Raw genomic sequence first — 19,884 nt, 5'->3', positions numbered from 1 at the left:
TATAGCTTAATATATGAGTTTTTATTTCTAAAAAATCTCTATAGCCCTAGGTATAACAGTATTTGTGATTATACGGATATTAAAAATCCTAAATGGAAGGGGCTGTAGGTTATGACCAATAAAGCCATACAAACATTTTATCTATAAGGCTTTTTGCTTACTTTAAAATAGAAAAAAAAGGCAGAGCAGGCCTTTTTTTGGTATAATAGCATAATGAAAACTAATGAACAAATCGAGAAAATTTCAGCTTTATTGTCAATTTCACCTAAGCAAATCCAGCAGGTTTTAGACCTAACTAGCGAAGGCAATACCATTCCCTTTATCGCGCGTTACCGGAAAGAAGCGACAGGTGATTTGGATGAGGTTCAAATCAAGGCCATCGTGGACGAAAATGACCGTGCCATCAAATTAGATGAGCGTAAAACGGCAGTTCTTACGAAAATTGAAGAACTGGGTAAGCTGTCAGATGACCTCAAGAAGAATATCTTAGCGGCTGAAAAATTGTCAGAAGTTGAAGAATTTTACCTCCCTTATAAAACCAAACGTCGGACGAAAGCGATGATCGCTAAGGAGCGTGGTTTATTTGGTTTGGCCAAGGTCATCATGCAAAATGGTGACGTCGCAACAAGTGCTGAAGGCTATCTAAACGAAGAGGTCCCATCAGCTAGTGATGCTATCTCAGGAGCCCTTGATATTTTATCTGAGGCCATTTCTGAAGATGTGAAGATGCGGGCTTGGGTGTTGAATGAGATTAAACAAAATTCACGTTTAATGACAACTGAAAAAGATGGTAGTTTGGATGAGAAAAATGTCTTCCAGATTTACTATGATTTTTCGGATAAACTGTCTGAAATCCCGAATTATCGGGTTTTGGCGGTTAACCGTGGTGAAAAGCTTGGGATTTTGACGGTTAAGTTTGAGCATAATGTCGATAAGATGACGCTTATGTTTGAGAGTCGCTACAACGCTAAAACCAATGCTTACCTGAAAACAGCTATCAACGAAGCCCTCAAATCAAAGATCATCCCAGCTATGGAGCGCAATGTCCGTGCTGAGCTCAAAGAGCGTGCGGAAGATGGTGCGATTGAAACCTTTGGTAAAAACCTGCGGAATCTCTTGCTTGTCGCACCGCTGAAAGGCAAGGTTGTCCTTGGTTTTGACCCGGCCTTTAGAACAGGTGCCAAGATCGCCATTGTCGACAAAACTGGTAAGATGCTGATGACGACGGTGATTTACCCCGTCAAACCGGCTTCTGGTAAACAAATTGAGCAAGCGAAAGTGGAGCTCATTAAGCTGATTACAGATTATGAAGTTGAAATGATCGCCATCGGCAATGGGACAGCATCACGAGAAAGTGAGCAATTTGTTTCAGACGTGATTAAAGACAATCACTTATCTGCCAAATACGTCATCGTATCGGAAAGCGGTGCGTCTGTCTATTCAGCCAGTCCTTTGGCGCGTGAAGAATTTCCTGATTTGACCGTTGAGAAACGTTCAGCTATTTCAATCGCACGTCGCCTGCAAGATCCGTTAGCAGAATTAGTAAAAATCGAGCCAAAAGCGATCGGTGTTGGTCAATATCAACATGATGTGTCTGAGAAAAAATTGACAAAAAATCTGGATTTCGTCGTTGACACAGTGGTCAACCAAGTCGGAGTCAATGTCAATACCGCAAGTGCCAGCTTGCTCGCACACGTTGCAGGTTTGAACGCGACTATTGCTAAAAATATCGTGGCTTACCGAGAAGAAAACGGTGTGATCACGTCACGTAAGGAAATTAATAAGGTACCACGTCTGGGGGCAAAGGCTTTTGAGCAAGCAGCTGGTTTCCTCCGTATTCCTAATAGTACCAATATCCTAGATAATACAGGCGTTCACCCAGAGTCTTATAAGGTTGTGGACCAATTGTTCGCTGAATTTGGCATCCAGGAGTTGGATGATGCGGCGCGTGCTAAGCTTGAAAAAGCTGACCTTAATCAACTCGCGGATCAACTCGCAGTTGGTAAAGCGACGCTAAAAGACATCATTTCAGACTTGCTGAAACCAGGTCGTGATTTACGGGATGATTTTGATGCGCCAATCTTACGATCAGATGTTTTATCAGTCAAAGATTTGCGAGTGGGTCAAAAATTAGAAGGCGTTGTCCGCAACGTCGTTGATTTTGGTGCCTTTGTTGATATCGGGATTAAAGAAGATGGCTTGGTACATGTCTCTCGCATGGCTAAGAAATTCGTGAAAGATCCGTCAAGTGTCGTGGCTGTTGGTCAGATTGTAACCGTTTGGGTCTATCAAATCGACCCAAGCCGTGGCAGCAAAGTTGGCTTGTCAATGGTTGAACCCAAAGCCTTACCTGAAACAGATGACAAACAAAAATGATGAACTCCTGGCCTTCGTCCAATGGGTCTCCCTAACAGACTTTGGCAAACCTTTTGAACATGAGGTAAAGTTTAATGGCCGATTGAAATCGACCGGTGGTCGGTTTTTTCCCAAGGATCTACATCTGGATTTCAATGAAAAGATGTATGATGCTTTTTCAGAAGATATTTTTCGACAAATCGTCCAGCATGAGCTAGTGCATTACCATCTTTATCGAGAAGGTCGTGGCTATAAACATGGCGATCGAGATTTCAAAGCGCTACTGTCTCAAGTGGGTGGCTTACGCTTTGCACCACTTTTACAGGATGTTCAAAGTTACAGGTATCACTGTTTGACTTGTGGTCAAATTTATCTCAGACGTCGGCGCATAGATTTAAAAAAATACAGATGTGGCAAATGTCGTGGTAAATTACAGCTAGATATCACACAAGATCGAGAAGGGAGATAGGAATGAAAAAATCTGATCAGAAAAAATTAGTCAAGACAGGCGAGAAAGTTTTTAGTAGTCTGACACGAACCCAACAAATTATTGTTTTAGTCGTCATCGTTCTAGGTTTTGCAGGTTATTTCATCTTCTCACAAACAGGTGCCCATCTTCCTTTTTCACAAGAAAAGGTGATCAAGGCCAGCAATAGCGAGGAGCTGCTCAAGCTTAAATGGAACGGGTCCAATACTTACTACGTCACGCTAAATGGTGGCAAGTCGACTTTTTCTGCTGCAGACCTAACACAGGATTCAGATCAGGATGACTGGCTGAAGTTTTCACCTCTTGATCGTTTAGGCAGAGCGAATCAAGCCAATGCACGTTTGAGTTATCAGCGGTATATGCAGGTCAAAACCATGGTTCGGCCAAGGATCCCCAATAATCCTGCTGGCTGGGCATACAATGGTCGCTCTAACAATCAACAGATCTTTTTTGATAATGTTCAGGTGACGCTTTATAATCGCAGTCATTTGGTGGCTTGGATGTTTTCGGGTGATGCGGGCAGTAAGGAGAATTTGGTGACGGGCACGCGGGCTATGAATTCGCCTGGTATGCAGGATTTCGAGACGCAGATTTCGGATGTCCTCTTCTATAAAAAGTTGCACGTGCGCTATCAGGTTACGCCAGTTTATCAGGGTGATGAGCTGCTACCACGCGGTGTGCAGATGATGGCAAAGTCGATTGAAGACGATGGCAAGGCCTATGATTTAAATGTCTACGTGTTTAATGTTCAGCCGGGCTATCAGATTGATTACCTGACTGGTGTCGGGACAAAAACCAGGTAAGAGAGATAGGAGTAGCGAGATGCGGACATCACGAACAACAATTGAAAAGTTACCTAAAATAGAACTGCACTGCCATTTGGACGGGTCGATTTCGATGCAAACGATTCGGCACCTTGCCCAAGAAGCGGGGATCAAGCTGCCTGTTTCAGATGATGACTTGCGCCAAAAAATCACAGCACCTCAAGATGCTGAAAGTCTGATGGATTACTTAGCGCCTTTTGATTTCGTCTTGCCCATGTTACAAACTGAAACCGCACTTGAGCTAGCAGCTTACGATATCCTTGAGCAAGCGCAACAAGACAACATCCGCTATATGGAAATCCGCTTTGCCCCTACTCTGCACACGTCAGGTGGTTTGACTCTATCGCAAGTCGTCGCAGCGGTCACACGAGGTTTAGCAGCCGGAGAACGTGATTTCCAAGTCAAAGCAAATGCTTTACTCTGTGGCATGCGTCATGAATCAGTCGACAGTGTTCTAACCGTCGTCAATTTATTTGCAGCCGGTGGCTTGACGCATCTGGCAGGATTTGATCTGGCAGGAGTAGAAGCAGATGGCTTTCCAGAAGCCTTTGCACCAGTCTTAAAAAAAGTCAAGGCTAATGGCATTCCGCTAACCTTACACGCTGGTGAATGTGGCTGTGCCCAAAATGTCCTAGACGCTGTTGAAGCGGGTGCTAGCCGAGTCGGTCATGGTGTGGCGTTAAAAGACATCCCTGAAAGCTGGCCTGCTTTAGTCGCTGATAAAATTACGGTCGAAATGGCCCCAACTTCTAATTTTCAGACCAAGGCGGTTGATACATTGGCCAACTATCCTTTCAAGCAACTTTTGGATGCTGGTGTTAGAGTGACGATTAATACAGATAACCGCACCGTTTCAGGCACAACCTTGAATGATGAATATGAAAAAATTGCAGACTGGTATGACTTGAGCGAGACGGAGTTCCGTCAGATCGCCCGTCATGCCTTTGACGCTAGTTTCATGTCACCAGAGCAACGTGAGACTTTTGCAAAAGAATTTTAAAGATGGCAAAAAAGGATAGAACAAAAGTACTCTAAAAATAGACTATGACCAATCTTCAATATTAATTGAAATTGTCATAGTCTATTTCAGTATAGCTTTTTTGATACATTGTAAAACAGCATCATCAAGTTGTAATAAACAATGCGAAATCGGTAAATAATTCGCTATTTTTATACCAAATCGGGATTCTTTTACCAAATCAATTAAAAAAAGAGAAAAGCAAACTAACCAGTTTGCTTTTCTCTTTTTGAGACTGAAGATTTTGGTTCCAGACTCTTTTGTATCTTTTATTTTTTATCAGGTGTTAAGACCATTGGGATAATGATCGGTTCGCGTTCTAACTCACGATAGAAGAAGGGTTTAATTGCATCTGTCATGGCGCGTGCCACACTTGCTTCATTAGCATTTTCATCATTCATAGCTTTACGAATGGCATTGAACAAGACGCGTTGACCTGAGCGAATTAAATCGCCGGACTCACGCATATAGATGAAGCCACGGCTGAGCATGTCAGGACCCGCTAAAATCATCTTACTCTTGAAGTCAACAGTCGCAACGGCAAGGACAACGCCGTCTTCTGACAATTCATGACGGTCACGAAGGACAGCGTTGCCGATATCTCCGATACCATTACCATCAACGTAAGTATCTTGTGCATTGAAGTGCCCAGCAGGACGTGCAGAATCAGCAGTCAAGGCTAGAACATCACCGTTTTCAAAGATGAAACAGTTTTCTTTTGGCACACCAGTATCTTGGGCGAGACCAGCATGGATTTTCAACATCCGGTACTCACCATGGACTGGCATGAAATATTTGGGTTTGATCAAGCGGAGCATGAGTTTTTGTTCTTGCTGACCACCGTGACCTGAGGTATGGATGTTGTTCATCTTACCATAGATGACTTTAGCACCAGCTTCAGAAATCCGGTTGATCAACTGATTCACACCATGTGTATTCCCAGGAATGGCATTAGATGAAAAGACAACGGTGTCACCCATTTGCAAGGTCACAAAACGGTGCATGCCATTGGCAATACGACTGAGCGCAGCCATTGGTTCACCCTGTGAGCCAGTACACATGATGAGTAATTCATGCGGTTGGTATTGGTTCACTTCACCAGGTTCAATAAAGGTGTCTTTTGGTGCTTTGATATACCCAAGTTCAATCCCGTTAACAATGGCTTTCTCCATTGAACGGCCGAAGACAACGATCTTACGACCAGTCTTAACGGCCCCCTCAACGGCTTGTTGCAAACGGAAGATATTTGAGGCAAATGAAGCGAAGATAATCCGACCTTCGATGCGCTCAAAGATTTTTTGAATAGAAGCGCCGACAACTTTTTCAGAATGTGAGAAAGTTGGAATTTCAGCATTTGTTGAGTCAGAAAGGAGCAGGAGTACGCCTTCTTCACCAAGTGCAGCCATGCGGTGCAAGTCAGCCGGTTCACCAACTGGTGTAAAGTCAAACTTGAAGTCACCTGTGGCAACGATTTTACCTTGCGGTGTATCGATGACCATGGCGATAGGCTCTGGAATTGAGTGAGTCGTGCGGAAGAATGAAAGCTTCAAGTATTTGAAAGCAATCTCATCATCAGGATGAATTTCAAAGAGTTTAGCATCACGTAAGAGGCCATGTTCTTCAAGTTTTCCGCGGATTAAAGCGAGGGATAATGGGCCAGCATAAATGGGCACATTGGCTTGTTTCAGGAGGAAAGGAATCCCACCGATATGGTCTTCGTGACCATGGGTGATGAAAACACCTTTAATGCGGTCTTGATTTTCAACGATGTAGCTATAGTCAGGAATGACATAGTCAACGCCGAGTAAATCGTCTTCTGGGAATTTGATGCCAGCATCAACGATGATAATCTCATCTTGATATTCGACACCATAAGTGTTCTTACCGATTTCACCGAGTCCGCCAATGGCGAAAACCGCGACTTCATCGGGTTTGATGTTTAGATTGGTGTAGCTATTAGTAGTCATCTTTCTCTTTTCTTTTTTATATGATCTATTTTTTCGTTTATTAAAAAACTTGTGATGAATCTCACAAGTTGTAAGGTTTCTTAAAAGGTTGTGATGTTGAAGCCTTCAGATTCTCTCTCGTATGCCGCTTGCTCATCACTGATGGCATCAATAAATTCAACATGGTAATCTGTATTGTCGCGCATGATTTCACGGGCTTGGATAACACCTTGACGAACGTCAGTTGTGTCAAGCTCTAAGTAAAGTGAATGAGTTGTTTCGCGTTTAGGGCTACGTTTTTTAGTTTCTTGATAAAAGACTTTGAAAAGCATGTTTTTCTCCAGTATAGTAATTTAATTTTACAGGTGCACCTTCAGTAAAGGTCGCATTATTGCAATTACTTACATTTTACCATAAAACTGGTGTAATTACAAAAATAGGTTTAGGTGCATAGAAAGAACGTTTTAATCATGGGAATGGTCAGATGTAGCGAATTGGACGGTAGACGATGTTTCCGTCTCATTTTTCCGATAGATATTTTTTTAAATGTGATTTATTGTTAGTATAAGTTTTGAGAGACTGCCAACAGTCAAAAATAGATGATCAGATATGCGTGATATGATGATGGCACCCGTTATTAATTAGATAATCAAAAGACCAGTCAGCAAGCTAACTGGTCTCTCTAAAATTTTATAACCAACATCAAGCGGAGCAATCAGTCGGCTAACGATCATACGTCGTTATTTCCTTAATAATATTGTATCATATAATTCGAATTAGTCAAAGAAAATTAATTAATGTCGATAAAATTTGATAAATATGTATCAGGTTATCGTTTTTTGAATACCAGTCCTTGTGTCTAGTAGCGCGTTTTAAAACTGCTAGTAGCTCATCTTTTCTATGCTGATTTATGCCACTACTACAATATTTCTTATGCAGATAAAATAGCGATGCTAAGTCAGTGACTTTTCGCTCACGTAGGTCTCTAGCAGAGATACCGATTTCATCCCCGATGTTATAAACTGTTTGACTTGGTTTGATGCGGGTTTCTCTACTATAAAAATTGAGTAGCAAAGGATTGTTATGAGCGGAAGCATTACGTAGATTTTTAGATAATTTTGTTAAATGAAAGGCGTATTTTTACTGACTATAATTTGTCAGCTTGTAATAAAACTCTATGAAAAAGGATAGAGAACCAAATGGTAGGATTTCGAGTAAGCTCCAAACAGCTATGTTTTCATTGTGTTTTCTATAAAAAACTTGCTGATAATTATTTTTTTGTAGGTAGTTAAGGGCGATATGATAACTTTTCGGACTTTCATTTTTGAACTTTTCGACAACGGCATAGCCATTTTCGGAATCATCAAGTGTGATTAAATCTAAAATTTTCACTTTGACAGCATGTTCGTAGTCAAGAGACATTTTTAAAATCAAATATCTTAATGCCATATCAATAGTTGCTAGATCACTAAGCATGGCAAAATCTAAGTTTTCATATTTGCCATTTTTTTTGTTGAAATTAGTCCGATAAGACATCAGCTTAAACAGGTAGTTGTTTGACTGTAACACTTTAATTGCTTCGTGCTCGCTTATAAAATTAAATGTGATACCTTTATTTTTTAAATGTGAAATCATCTCTTTATAATCTAACTTTGGCTTTTGCATTATGACCTTTCATTTTACGTTTTAACCCTTTTATTAGTGTCAGCAACCATGTCAAACTCTTGATTTACCAGAACACTGTCAAATAACTGTGCTGATGATTTTAAAGTCGCAGTTGGGTATGATTTAGCTGTCTTTGTATTTTAGTTTTTGACCGTGAAGATAGAGATTATTTTGTCTATTTGTAGTACTTTGATATGGGGACTACTGTCTGAGAGGTCAAAAGTTTCTTGAAAAAGATATAATCATCACTGTACTAGTCTGATTATATTGAATCACCATAGATTGGAATGAAAAAAGTCAGCTAAGCTAATGGTAGAGATCACAATCAACCTGTTATGGCTTAAACTGACAGTCAAAATTAAGCGGTAAGCTCAAACTTGAGTCAAGACAGTGAGTTAAGTCACTGTCTTTGATTTAAGTGTACCATTTATAAAACGAGGTGTAAATATTATGACAAAAAAATGAAATGATATAAAAAGAAGTGAAGGATACAATTTATTACGAGCGTGCTGATGATGGATTTTTTTATTTGTTTTGATAAACAAGACATCCAAAATGACGTATAGTTTACAAATGAGCAGGTTTAGCATAAAATAGTAATAGACACAATCAACACAGATTCCCCCTGATTTTCAAGGGTTAAAAGTCATGTGTATAGGTTGTAAAACATAGGAAGATAGCGTAAGAAATGAAACTATTAGCTTTTGATACCTCAAGCCAGGCCCTGTCTGTCGCTTTGACAGAAGATGACAACCTGCTTGGGAAGATCGACTTAAACATCAAGAAAAATCACAGTATAACGCTCATGCCAGCGATTGACTTTCTGATGACAAACGCAGGGCTTCAGCCTGAAGACTTGGACCGAATCGCTGTGGCACAAGGCCCAGGCAGCTACACGGGACTTCGTATCGCTGTAACGATAGCCAAAACCTTAGCTAGCACGCTCAACATCGACCTCGTCGGTGTATCAAGCCTAGCTGCTATCGCGGCCAATGTTGACGTGGCTGGCAAAGTTGTGCCCCTCATTGATGCCAGACGTCAAAATGTCTATGCTGGCATATATGAAAATGGTACAAGCATCAGTCAAGAGCATCATGTTGAGCTTGATAAGTTAATGGACACGCTGAAAACTGAAGAAAGACTGTATTTTACAGGTGAGCTGGCAAACTTTCGTGAGCTGATTTCACAGACCTTACCACAAGCCAAATTTGTTGAAAATGCAGAGCGCAGATTGCCTAACGCCTATCAAATCGCGCGCTTGGGCGCAGGTTACGAGCCGGTAAATGTGGACGCATTTGTCCCAGAGTATTTGAAAAAAGTTGAAGCGGAAGAGAAATGGTTGGAGACGCATGCAGAAGATCAAGGAAATGATACACACTATATCCACAAAATTTGAGGTTCATGATTTTCGGCAATATCGGGCTTTTGATGATGTCGATTTAGATGTGGTGATGGGGCAAGCACGATATCGGATCGCTGAACGTGAAGATATTGTCAGCTTTCTAGCGATTGAGCGGGATGTCTATGCCGGTGATACGCCGTGGACTTTTTCGCATTTTGAGCATGAGATCAAAACCAATGACCTAGCGATTTTTCTGACGGCTGAGGCTGATGGTAAAATCATAGGTTTCATCGGGGCACGTGTTGTACCGGAGAAAAACTCGGTTCACTTGTCAAATTTAGGTGTGTTCAGAACCTACCAACGCCAAGGTATTGGGTCAAATCTTGTCAAGAGATTGGCTGAACTGATGCGACAACTAGGTCTCGACTCACTGACTTTAGAAGTGAAAAGAAATAATTTACCTGCCCAAGCTATGTATCGAAAACTAGGGTTTGAGACAAAAGAAATTTTACCCGGTTACTATGAAAATAAACTAGATGGCCTTTGGATGGTCAAGCAGTTAGCACCAGCAAGTGATCAAGAAGCCGTATGATCACGATTCGAAAACTCAATTTTTTGACAGATTGCTATCGAGATTTTGCAGGAGACATTCAAGCGATTTTAGACGAGCTATACGAAGTCTCGCCCTGGACCTTTGAACAGACTTTTGCGGATCTTTTGCGTGAGGAGACCGTTTACTATTTGGCTTTTTCAGAAGACCAAAAAGTTCTTGGTTTTTTAGCGCTGTCAGTCGTCATGGATGAAATTGAAATCACTAACATTGCTGTTGCTAAGGCCTATCAATCGCAAGGGATTGCCAGTCTATTGCTCAAACAACTAGCAGAACTTGACGGTAAAATTTTCCTAGAAGTCCGTGCCTCAAATGATAAAGCTCGAAGATTATATGAAAAATTCGAGTTTGAAGCTTATTATCAGAGAAAGGATTATTATCAAAATCCGCAAGAAGATGCGATTTTAATGAAGAGAGAAAAATGACAGAACATTATATATTAGCTTTTGAGACCTCCTGTGATGAGACCAGTGTCGCGGTCTTGAAAAATGGTCAAGAGCTGTTGAGTAACGTGATTGCGAGTCAAATCGAGAGTCACAAACGTTTTGGTGGTGTCGTGCCCGAAGTGGCCAGTCGTCACCATGTTGAAGTAATCACGGCTTGTATCAACGAAGCCATGGCAGAAGCTGAGATCACACCAAGTGATTTGACAGCTGTTGCCGTCACTGAAGGGCCAGGTCTTGTTGGCGCGCTACTCGTAGGTGTTGCAGCAGCTAAAGCCTTTGCTTGGGCCAATCACTTACCACTTGTGCCAGTCAATCACATGGCTGGGCATTTATGGGCAGCTCGCCAAGTCAAACCGCTTGAATTTCCACTGATGGCTTTGCTTGTCAGTGGTGGTCATACAGAACTTGTCTATGTGGCAGCACCAGGTGATTATAAAATCATCGGTGAAACCCGAGATGATGCTGTTGGCGAAGCCTACGATAAGGTTGGTCGAGTTATGAATTTGACTTACCCCGCGGGGAGAGAAATTGACGGTCTGGCCCACCAAGGCGAGGATGTCTTCAACTTTCCGCGTGCCATGATGAAGCATGATGATCCCGCCCTAGAATTTAGTTTTTCAGGTCTCAAATCTGCCTTTATTAACACCGTTCATAATGCGGAACAAAAAGGTCAGACACTTGATAAAAAAGATCTGTCCGCTAGTTTTCAAGCCGCAGTAATGGATGTATTAATGGCTAAAACAAAAACTGCCTTAAAACAATTTCCAGTAAAAATGCTCGTGGTTGCAGGCGGTGTGGCGGCAAATCAAGGCCTACGTGAACGTCTAGCCACTGAAATTACAGATGTTGATGTGGTGATCCCACCACTCAGACTTTGTGGCGACAATGCAGGCATGATAGCTTATGCTAGTGTCTGCGAGTATAACCAGGGACATTTAGCAGGACTAGACTTAAATGCACGACCTAGTTTGACCTTTGAGTCATTAAAATAAATCGTTCAAAGTAATCACATTGGGGGATAGGATTGCTTTTTGATCAGATGGTAGAGGCTTTTGTCAAGGCGATCAAAAAGTTGTTGACATGACGTTGGGGAGACGGAAAATGACACATTATGTAGGATTTGATATTGGGGGAACATCAGTTAAATATGGTCTGGTAAACGAAGCAGGCGAGATCCTTGAAAAAGGTTCATTTGTCACAACACCAGATGATGGGGAACTGATGATTGCCAACATGGCAAAGCAAGTCAAAACTTATCAAGAAAAGCAGGATATTCTAAGTGTTGGCGTTAGCGTGCCAGGCATTGTTCGTAAAGATGGCTATATGGTTACTGCTGGTGCCATTACAGCCTTCTTCGATATCAACTTAAAAGAGGTCTGTGAAGCAGCCTTTCAGCTACCAGTTGTCGTCCAAAATGATGCCAACTGTGCTGCGATTGCTGAACAATGGATTGGGAATGCACAGGGTGTTTCAGACTATATCGTGATTGCCCTAGGGACAGCTGTTGGTTGTGGTATTATCATTAATGATGCGGTCTATCAAGGTGCGCATGGTGCAGCTGGTGAAATTGGTTGGACCATGCAACAACCGCTTGATTATTCGCAAGATCTCGAAGCTGGTTCTTGGAATTTTACAAGTGGCGTTGTGCTAGGGCTCTATAACCGCTATCAACAAGCGACAGGTAAAGAAGTGACAGATGCGCGCGTGATCTTGGATCTCGTTCGTAAAGGCGATGCGCAAGCAAGCAAAGTCATGGATCGTTATTATGAAGATGTGGCTAAAGGCCTGCTCAATCTTGTCTGTGCTTTTGATCCAGAAGTGATTTTACTGGGTGGTGGCATTAGTACCAACGATGAATTTTTAGGTCATTTATCAGAGCGAATCGACAAGATTAAGCAACATCACAAGTCATTAAACCACTTAACTGGTGTGACTGTTGCAGATATCAAACCTTGTTTATTGCGCAATGATGCTGGCTTAATTGGCGCTGTTTATCAAGCTAAACAAATTATCGCATAAAATAAAAACTCCTCTTGGTTGGCCTTACAAGAGGAGTTTTCGCTTATTGTATGATCACTAATCTAGGAAAGTAGTGTTTATCATTGTTGTTGAGGCGATGAGCCATTTACCATCTACTTTCTTTAAAGTATGGTTAGCGGTTGCAATATGATTTCGATACTTGTTTTTACCTAGATTTGTCGTCTTTTGTTTTGTTTCAATTAAACAATGTGTTTTATCTTTTTTGAGTACGCGAAAACCGTCCAGACTGATCTTAACTGTATAGCTGTCAAGAAAGGCTCTGATTTCCTTTTGACTGTCTTTGCGTGCTGTTGGGACAAGGGTTGTCAGGTAGTCATCAATCTTTTTTTGGTTTATGGCTGTTAGGTTGTGGTGAATCAAATCAAATAATGGTTGCTCTGATTGATCAGAAATGACGATTTTGTCCACGCTAGTTTGTTTGGGATCATCTGAACCTGTCTGATAAAGTTGATAGGCAACGAAAATCAGAGCCAGAACAGTACTAAATAACAGGATTTTTTTCAGCATAGCCGTTCTCCTTGTGGTGCTTACGATAGTCACCGGGTGTTAAGCCAATGAGTTTTCGAAATTTTCGTGTGAAATTAGAGACATCATAGTAGCCGGCATCATAGATAATTTGTTTGATAGGGCGTTCCGTCTCAACTAGTTTTGATTTGATATAATCCAGTTTGAGTTCAGCAGTCATCTTAGCAAAACTTAAGCCTGTTTCTTGTTTGATAAATTTTGTTAAAAAGGTTGTAGAAACATTGAAAGTTGCAGCAAAATTCTCCAGTGAAAAATCAGGATCTCTAAAGTTATCTTTGAGATAGGCGATAATCGCTTGTTTTTGCATGGAGGACTTAGAATCTTTCAGGCCAGCGATATTGGTCGCAATTTCACAACATAATTTTGATAAGGTTGGATAGAGATGAGTTGTGAGTAGTGGTTGATCAAGCTGTTTGAAGATGGTTTCTGTCATCGGCAAATTTTCTTGATTGATCAAGGCAATTAGATGATTGAATAGGCTAGACGTATAATACTGTCGGATATTAATCGGTAGCGCTGCGAGAAAATGCTCATCGGTCAACTCTTTTAAGAGTTCCTGAATCAAAGGCGTTGCATTTTCTTTGATGGCAGCGATGAGTTGCAGGCTTTTATTAAGTTTAAAATCTAGAGTTGTTTTTTTGCTGAGTTCAGAGGAGTCATAAAAATGAATACGCTGCGTATCGCCCGTCATATCTGTATGCTCTAAGATGGTTAATGCTTCAATATAAGCTGTATTGATATCAACGAGTTGGTGTTTAGGTTGACTAAAGAAGATGCCACTGTTAATTGGCAAATGATCAATTAACCAATTTTGAATAGATAGATTCAACGTTGCTGTATGATTCAGCTCAAAAATAATGGCAAGTCGTTTTTCAAAGGGAAACTCAATTAAATGTGTCGTGTAATCCAGATGCTTTTGCTTGAGATTTCTGATGATAACGGTTTTTTGCTTGAGATTATCTAGTTTATCAGTAGAAAAATCAGTTGAGATCAGGCCTAAAAAGTAGGTAGCAGTAGGATTTGGAAGGAGACCACAATCACTCATTTTTGAACTTATTTCGCTTTGCTTGGTTAGAATACCTTGAATCAGTTCATGCCAGAAGACGTCTTTGAGAACTTCTTGGTGATTTTCAACCTCAGCCTGAATCACGCGATGTTGATTTGAGAGGTGTTTCGAAACATTTGAGAAAAAATCACCTTCAATTTCGTTATTAAGTTCATCTTTGACAATTTTATTAAAGTCTTCGTTTAGTTGTGCAATTGGCGCATAAATATGTCGACAAATTAGGAAAATAAGTACTAGTCCAAGAAATAAGGAGGCAAGTCCAAGGATTACAAAGGTAATTCTCAAGCCATTGAGTCTTTGGATCAATAATTTTTTGCTTAACCCGACTTCAATTAGTGATGTTCGGAATTTTTTCTGAGAACTAATTAAATTTGTCTTCTTGTCTAACTTGGCAAGATTTTTAGCAGTTGTTGCAAACAGTGTACCATTTTGATAAAGGGTAATATCCTGATCTGTCAATAGTTGGTATTGCGTCAGGAATTCATTGAGTTTTTCTTGATCAAAGATAAATAGGATCGTCAAATTAGAATTTGAATTTACAGGGACATAGTACTGCAAAAGTTGTCCTTGTTTATGATCAAGGTAGTCGGAACTTGTCAAAAGTTGCTGCTTTGTTTTGAAATTTTGAGACAAAGTCGTTGCGGTTAATGATGTTTGGGGATATTTATAAGTCATGAACGCATCTGTACTCAAGGTACCTGCATGAGAATATAAGATGTTTTTGGGTGCATAATAGATAAAAATTTCTTTAACAAGGTCTTTGTTGGTAATCATATAGCGCTGCAGCTCATTTTTAGTCCGTGTCGCATACAATGGATCTTTTAGATAGTATGGATTAAGATCGGTATTTGTAGCTAAATCATCGGAAATTTTATCTAATGAGGTGAATTCTGAATCTAAGGCCTGGTGTACTCGATTCAAGGTCGTATGATTATCTGATACGATTTGGCTTTTTGTATGTTGACTTAAAATATAGTATATTATACCTGTCAAAATTAAAAAAGGTAGCAAAAAAATCAAGAGATAATTCAAAAAGTATTTTTTAAAAAGCGAATTATGGTAAAGTGTCTTGAATTTATTCATGATTAGCCTCTACTTTGAGCATAGCTTGTAAAGCAAAGTGAGCGATTGGTAATAGCAATAGCGGGACGAGTCCGATGAGCACTAAAATGGGAAAAAGTGTCATCAGAGCACTTGCCAAGAGAAGTCCTGCGAGCATGGCGACAGTCGGGATAAGATTTGCTAAAAATAGATAAGCAGCTTGTTTGAAGTGCTGTAAGACTGTTAGGTTATACCGCGTCAGACTTGGGAAAAGATAGCAAGCAATACCAAGAAGTAATACAAGTAAGGTGAAGAGTGCGAGATGTAAGGGAAGGCTATGTAAGAAGCTTTTAGAAATTTGTAAATCTACCACTAAAAATAGGAAAAGAGCAGATAGGCTAAATCCTAAGAGATTAGCAGATTTAAAATAGCTAGACCATCTTTTTTTATAGGTTGAAAAAGTCAAATTCAAATCATCTTGTTTTTTATCAAGTGAGTGGACAAGATAATCAAGAACAGTTGCAAGGCTAGGAAAAATCCCCAAAACAACACCACCTAAAAAAGTGAATACTAAAAAGAAAGCCTGTAGTTTTAAAAGATAGATTAAGAGATTACCAAGGATTTGAGTTTTTGTTGACGTAGGGTTCATTGCTATACCTCTAATAGTAAATGTGTGTACTCTTTAGCAAAATAAATAACGTTCTTGCCACTTAATTATATAACAGTGAGGAAACGTTTTCAATAGACTATCAATAAAATGAGATATGTCATTTTGAAAAAAATGTGTTTTTTCGTAGAAATGCGATAAAACCAATCGTGTTTCCGGATGACATATAGAAAACATATAGAAAAAGAGTAAAATTTGGGTAAAGTGAATAAAATTGAAAGAAGCTAAAATGATGTTAAGAATAACTTCAGCTTTCAAACAAGTTTTGGTCATCATCGTAAAGCATCGTCCTTTTCTTGCCTTGGTTTGTACGATTTCTGCAATGATATCTGGTTTTCTTGCACCCTTGGCAATCTGGGTGAACAGTCAGATTATTGATTTGGGATTGGAAGTAGCTAGTCACAAATTATCTTTCAAAAACTACATACCGTATTTAATCTTGTTTGGGATCATCTTGTTAATGCCACAAATCATCACGACGATTAAGACAACTTATTTAGAACCTGCAACAGAGTTGATCTTCAGCACATCTTTAAAAAAGGATTTAATTCGCCAACTTGAAAAAATGAGCTATGAACATTTTGAAAATGAACAGTCGCTTGAAATCATGGACAAAACTTTTAATTGTTTGGAGGAGTCGGCAACGCACTTGTTTCCAAATTATTTCTTTCGTATGATTGCCACAACAATTTCTTTACTTGGCATCCTATTTCTGTTCTTTGATATCCGTTGGTGGTTGCCTCTTACTTTGTTGTTGCCATTTTTCTTGGATAGCTATTTTTAAACAAAAGATCAATTCGATATTTACCAAGAAATGGATGCATATTGGCAGCGTGAACAGCGTTATACCATACTCGGGAAAATGTTACGAACAAGAAAAAGTGTGACAGAAAATCAGCTTTTACAGGCTTCAAATTATCTAGTTTCAACCTATAAATCTCGGTTGGAAAAACGAAATAAAGAGTTTGAACACTACTATTTCATGAATTTGACAAGACATTTTCTACGTCAAAATATCATGCGATTTTCTCAACTTATCAATGTTCTGATCTTGCTCTTTATTTATTATCGAGGAGATATCGCGATAGGTGTTTTACTGGCACTTATAATGGCGATTTTTTCATCATTATGGGAGGATCTTTATAGCCTAAAAAATATTGTTAAGAGTTTAGGCGTTCATGTCAAAACTTTTGACTATTATCAAGCCTATCTGCAGTTAAGTCAAGATGAATATGGCATGATAGATCAGATTCCGAGGACATGTTCAGTTGTATTTGATGATGTTTGTTTCACATATCCAGGGACAACAAAACAGATTCTAAAGCATGTCAGTTTTAAGATTGAAGCAGGGGAAAAGGTTGCGCTTGTGGGGCAAAATGCAGAAGGAAAGAGTACGACGATCAAGCTTTTATTAGGGCTTTTCAAACCAGATAGCGGCCAAATCACGATTGATGGGCAACCACTTTCGGCATATACTCAAGCTGTTAGGGAAGGTTTGTTTGGGACAGTTTTTCAGGAAATTTCCAAGTATGATATTTCGGTTAATGATAATATTGGCTTGGGTGACGTATCTCAAATCGGTAATCGTGAATTAATCTTAGAAGTGGCTAAAAAGGCAAACTTAGAAAAAATAATAGACAAATTACCTGAAAAAGGAGCAACCTTATTAAGCCGAGAATTTACTGGTGGTGTAGATCTTTCAGGAGGACAATGGCAACGGCTTGCTATCGCTCGAGCATTTATGGGGGAAAAGCCTCTGTTGATTCTTGATGAGCCGACAAGTCAAATGGATCCAGTCGTCGAGAGTCAGATTTACTCTGATTTTCTTGCCATGTCAGAAGAAAAAACGGTGCTTCTCGTGACTCACCGGTTAGGAGCGACAAAAATTACGGATCGGATTATTGTTTTCTCTGGCGGCTCAATTATTGAAGCAGGCACACATGATGAGCTGGTGGATAAAAATGGTCTTTATGCTGAAATGTTTCAGTCACAGCAGCAATGGTATGACGTAAAGGAGGGCGCGTGAAAATGGCGGATAAAACATCTAAAATTGAAGCGACAATCCAGACAACGACAGATTCTAAATTGTCTTACCTTTGGAAAATGTGGCTGTATATTTTTTCATCAACTAAAAAAATTAGTCTGATCTATTTAGGATTATTCATTAGTATTTCTCTATTGAGACCTTTAGTGGCTTTGATTTGGAAAGCATTTATTTCAGAAACCCAATCACTGAACAACTCATTTTTTTCTGCTATTGGTTTCATAAGTGTTTATTGGGGCATCAATTTTGTCATCAGTCTTGTTGATACCTATCTTGCTTTCAGTGCAGATGGTGATTTAGAACAGTTAGAAATGGTGCAGAGCAACCGACAGCAAGAGATGCTTCATGCGAAACTTTACAGTCGTGTAGGTGACCTACCATCTGAGTACTTTGAAATGGCTTCAGTCAATGACAACATTCGACAAGTTTTTGATTTTATTGACAACCCTTTTTCAGGTGTCAATCATGAAGTCATGTTGAAAAGTTATATCGTCATCGCAAGAACGGTTTCAATCTTGAGTATTGCCTTAACCTTGTTTGTTTTCAATCCTTGGTTATGCCTTATTTTATTAGTGGCACCTCTCCCAGTTTTATGGACAACAGGACTGAGTGAAAAATTTCGCTTCAAGCTAAGAAGGGAAAATAGCCAGCTGGCTAGGCGTGTGGCATATTACCAAGACCTCTTCTTGTCTTCAGCAAGTAAAGAGATAAAGGTCCTTGGCTTGCATCACTATTTTTTTGAAGCCTGGCAAAGAGTGGCTGAGGCACACATTTTAAAAGAAAAGAAATTGATCCGGATCCAAACGTTATTAGATACTTGTAATAGTTTGATTGTTAATCTGGTGACAATTGGGAACATGGTCTTTATTGTTGTACTTTTAGCTAAAGGACAGATATCTTTGGGCATTTTTGGTGCAGTGCTAGCACTTACAGGTGGACTTGTCACTGATACGACACAGTTATTGACCTGTTTTGCGACGCTGATGGGTAAGCAACAAGAAGCCCAGCAATTTTTTGATTTTATGTCATTGCCAAGTCAGGATAATAAAGGGCAAACCTTGTCAAAAGTATCAGAATTAAGACTTGAAAACGTCAGTTATAGATACCAATTGACTTCAAAATATGTTTTAAAAAAAATAAATCTTAAAATAAAATCAGGAGAAAACATTGCTTTTGTGGGGGAAAATGGTGGTGGAAAAACAACACTAGTTAAGTTGATTTTGGGACTACTAAGCCCGTCAATGGGGGAATTCACAATTAATGGTATCGAGAGTGGCAGTCTCAATATTAGCAATCGACTTGCGCAGCAAAGCACAGTATCGCAGGAACTTTCACGCTATAAAACGTTTACGATAAAAAAAATGTTTATCTTGGCGATACGCTGAATCCTCTTGATGAGACAAAAATAGACCAGGCTTTAGACTTTGTCTCCTTAAACGATATTGCGAGTGATGAGGTGCTCGGTAAAGAAATTGGTGGCATTGATTTATCAGGTGGACAATGGCAAAAATTAGCAATCGCACGTTCCGTTTATCGAAATCGTGCGTTACTTGTCTTGGATGAACCAACGAGTAATCTGGACCCCTTGATGGAAACAGAAATATTTCAACATTATTTGACAATGGCCAATGACAAAACGGTGATTTATGTGACACACAGAATTTCAATGGCTGCACTCGCGCAGCGAATTATTGTGATAAAAGACGGTGAAATAATACAAGATGGCAGTCATGATGACTTGATAAAAAACGAGGGGGAATATAAACGTTTATATCAAGAACAAGCCAAATGGTACGTGAGATAGGCAG

19 protein-coding genes are annotated in these 19,884 nt (G+C 39.8%); 13 read left to right on the top strand and 6 right to left on the bottom strand.

Annotated features, from left to right (window positions below; all coding sequences use genetic code 11):
* The first annotated feature begins 213 nt into the window (after positions 1-213).
* From LRA01S_RS02580 to add, 4 genes are read left to right on the top strand one after another with little or no spacing between them, the layout of a single operon-like run.
* Positions 214-2,376: a Tex family protein gene (locus LRA01S_RS02580; RefSeq protein ID WP_061774085.1), complete on the top strand. Its 2,163-nt coding sequence runs from the start codon at positions 214-216 to the stop codon at positions 2,374-2,376.
* On the top strand, positions 2,360-2,824 hold the full coding sequence (locus LRA01S_RS02575; RefSeq protein WP_061774084.1) for a SprT family protein: 465 nt from the start codon (positions 2,360-2,362) through the stop codon (positions 2,822-2,824). The genes LRA01S_RS02580 and LRA01S_RS02575 overlap by 17 nt, the downstream gene beginning before the upstream one ends.
* Positions 2,825-2,826: 2 nt before the next feature.
* A complete protein-coding gene (locus LRA01S_RS02570) occupies positions 2,827-3,645 on the top strand; it encodes a DNA/RNA non-specific endonuclease (RefSeq protein ID WP_061774083.1) in 819 nt (272 codons plus the stop codon).
* Positions 3,646-3,664: 19 nt separating this feature from the next.
* Entirely contained in the window at positions 3,665-4,666 is a 1,002-nt protein-coding gene (add, locus tag LRA01S_RS02565; protein WP_061774082.1) for an adenosine deaminase, read from the top strand.
* A 287-nt stretch (positions 4,667-4,953) separates the two neighbouring features.
* Here add and rnjA read toward each other — a convergent pair whose 3' ends face one another.
* The 3 genes from rnjA to LRA01S_RS02550 form a co-directional block, all read right to left on the bottom strand.
* Positions 4,954-6,651 carry a ribonuclease J1 gene (gene rnjA, locus LRA01S_RS02560; protein WP_061774081.1) on the bottom strand — a complete coding sequence of 566 codons (1,698 nt, stop codon included), beginning with the start codon at positions 6,649-6,651 and terminating at the stop codon, positions 4,954-4,956.
* A gap of 80 nt (positions 6,652-6,731) precedes the next feature.
* A complete protein-coding gene (locus LRA01S_RS02555; RefSeq protein ID WP_003140175.1) occupies positions 6,732-6,962 on the bottom strand; it encodes a DNA-directed RNA polymerase subunit epsilon in 231 nt (76 codons plus the stop codon).
* 808 nt (positions 6,963-7,770) lie between these two features.
* Positions 7,771-8,295: an Abi family protein gene (locus LRA01S_RS02550; protein WP_061774080.1), complete on the bottom strand. Its 525-nt coding sequence runs from the start codon at positions 8,293-8,295 to the stop codon at positions 7,771-7,773.
* A gap of 688 nt (positions 8,296-8,983) precedes the next feature.
* On the opposite strand from LRA01S_RS02550, the gene tsaB reads away from it, so the two are divergent.
* From tsaB to LRA01S_RS02525, 5 genes are all read left to right on the top strand, one after another.
* Complete coding sequence (gene tsaB, locus LRA01S_RS02545) at positions 8,984-9,691, top strand: tRNA (adenosine(37)-N6)-threonylcarbamoyltransferase complex dimerization subunit type 1 TsaB (RefSeq protein WP_061774079.1); 708 nt, start codon at positions 8,984-8,986, stop codon at positions 9,689-9,691.
* Complete coding sequence (gene rimI / locus LRA01S_RS02540) at positions 9,663-10,229, top strand: ribosomal protein S18-alanine N-acetyltransferase (protein ID WP_239519133.1); 567 nt, start codon at positions 9,663-9,665, stop codon at positions 10,227-10,229. Before tsaB ends, rimI (LRA01S_RS02540) begins: the two co-directional genes overlap by 29 nt.
* A gap of 23 nt (positions 10,230-10,252) precedes the next feature.
* The gene (rimI, locus tag LRA01S_RS02535) at positions 10,253-10,672 is read left to right on the top strand and encodes a ribosomal protein S18-alanine N-acetyltransferase (protein ID WP_239519135.1); all 420 of its coding nucleotides are present in this window, start codon (positions 10,253-10,255) and stop codon (positions 10,670-10,672) included.
* Entirely contained in the window at positions 10,669-11,685 is a 1,017-nt protein-coding gene (gene tsaD / locus LRA01S_RS02530; protein ID WP_061774077.1) for a tRNA (adenosine(37)-N6)-threonylcarbamoyltransferase complex transferase subunit TsaD, read from the top strand. Before rimI (LRA01S_RS02535) ends, tsaD begins: the two co-directional genes overlap by 4 nt.
* Before the next feature lie 109 nt (positions 11,686-11,794).
* Positions 11,795-12,712: an ROK family protein gene (locus LRA01S_RS02525; protein ID WP_061774076.1), complete on the top strand. Its 918-nt coding sequence runs from the start codon at positions 11,795-11,797 to the stop codon at positions 12,710-12,712.
* Positions 12,713-12,769: 57 nt separating this feature from the next.
* On the opposite strand, the gene LRA01S_RS02520 is transcribed toward LRA01S_RS02525, so the two are convergent.
* The 3 genes from LRA01S_RS02520 to LRA01S_RS02510 all read right to left on the bottom strand — a co-directional run bounded on the left by LRA01S_RS02520 (position 12,770) and on the right by LRA01S_RS02510 (position 16,014).
* Positions 12,770-13,240, bottom strand: a complete 471-nt coding sequence (locus LRA01S_RS02520) for a hypothetical protein (protein WP_061774075.1) — start codon at positions 13,238-13,240, stop codon at positions 12,770-12,772.
* Positions 13,215-15,317, bottom strand: a complete 2,103-nt coding sequence (locus LRA01S_RS02515; RefSeq protein ID WP_157738475.1) for a helix-turn-helix domain-containing protein — start codon at positions 15,315-15,317, stop codon at positions 13,215-13,217. Before LRA01S_RS02515 ends, LRA01S_RS02520 begins: the two co-directional genes overlap by 26 nt.
* Before the next feature lie 82 nt (positions 15,318-15,399).
* On the bottom strand, positions 15,400-16,014 hold the full coding sequence (locus LRA01S_RS02510) for a DUF624 domain-containing protein (RefSeq protein ID WP_061774073.1): 615 nt from the start codon (positions 16,012-16,014) through the stop codon (positions 15,400-15,402).
* Positions 16,015-16,261: 247 nt separating this feature from the next.
* On the opposite strand from LRA01S_RS02510, the gene LRA01S_RS02505 reads away from it, so the two are divergent.
* Genes LRA01S_RS02505 through LRA01S_RS02490 form a run of 4 tightly spaced genes read left to right on the top strand, consistent with a single transcriptional unit; the run spans position 16,262 to position 19,880 of the window.
* Positions 16,262-16,816, top strand: coding sequence for an ABC transporter transmembrane domain-containing protein (locus LRA01S_RS02505; RefSeq protein ID WP_082785360.1), 555 nt, complete (start codon positions 16,262-16,264; stop codon positions 16,814-16,816).
* 30 nt (positions 16,817-16,846) lie between these two features.
* On the top strand, positions 16,847-18,058 hold the full coding sequence (locus LRA01S_RS02500; RefSeq protein WP_061774071.1) for an ABC transporter ATP-binding protein: 1,212 nt from the start codon (positions 16,847-16,849) through the stop codon (positions 18,056-18,058).
* 2 nt (positions 18,059-18,060) lie between these two features.
* Positions 18,061-19,461: an ATP-binding cassette domain-containing protein gene (locus LRA01S_RS02495; protein ID WP_061774070.1), complete on the top strand. Its 1,401-nt coding sequence runs from the start codon at positions 18,061-18,063 to the stop codon at positions 19,459-19,461.
* Positions 19,458-19,880 (top strand): ATP-binding cassette domain-containing protein, encoded by a 423-nt coding sequence (locus tag LRA01S_RS02490; protein ID WP_082785359.1) that lies wholly within the window; start codon positions 19,458-19,460, stop codon positions 19,878-19,880. Before LRA01S_RS02495 ends, LRA01S_RS02490 begins: the two co-directional genes overlap by 4 nt.
* Positions 19,881-19,884: the final 4 nt, after the last annotated feature.

The sequence above is a fragment of the Pseudolactococcus raffinolactis NBRC 100932 genome, from assembly GCF_001591765.1.
GTDB classification, from domain to species: domain Bacteria; phylum Bacillota; class Bacilli; order Lactobacillales; family Streptococcaceae; genus Pseudolactococcus; species Pseudolactococcus raffinolactis.
Note: the sequence above shows the minus strand (reverse complement) of the source record. Positions and strands in the feature narration are given on the sequence as shown.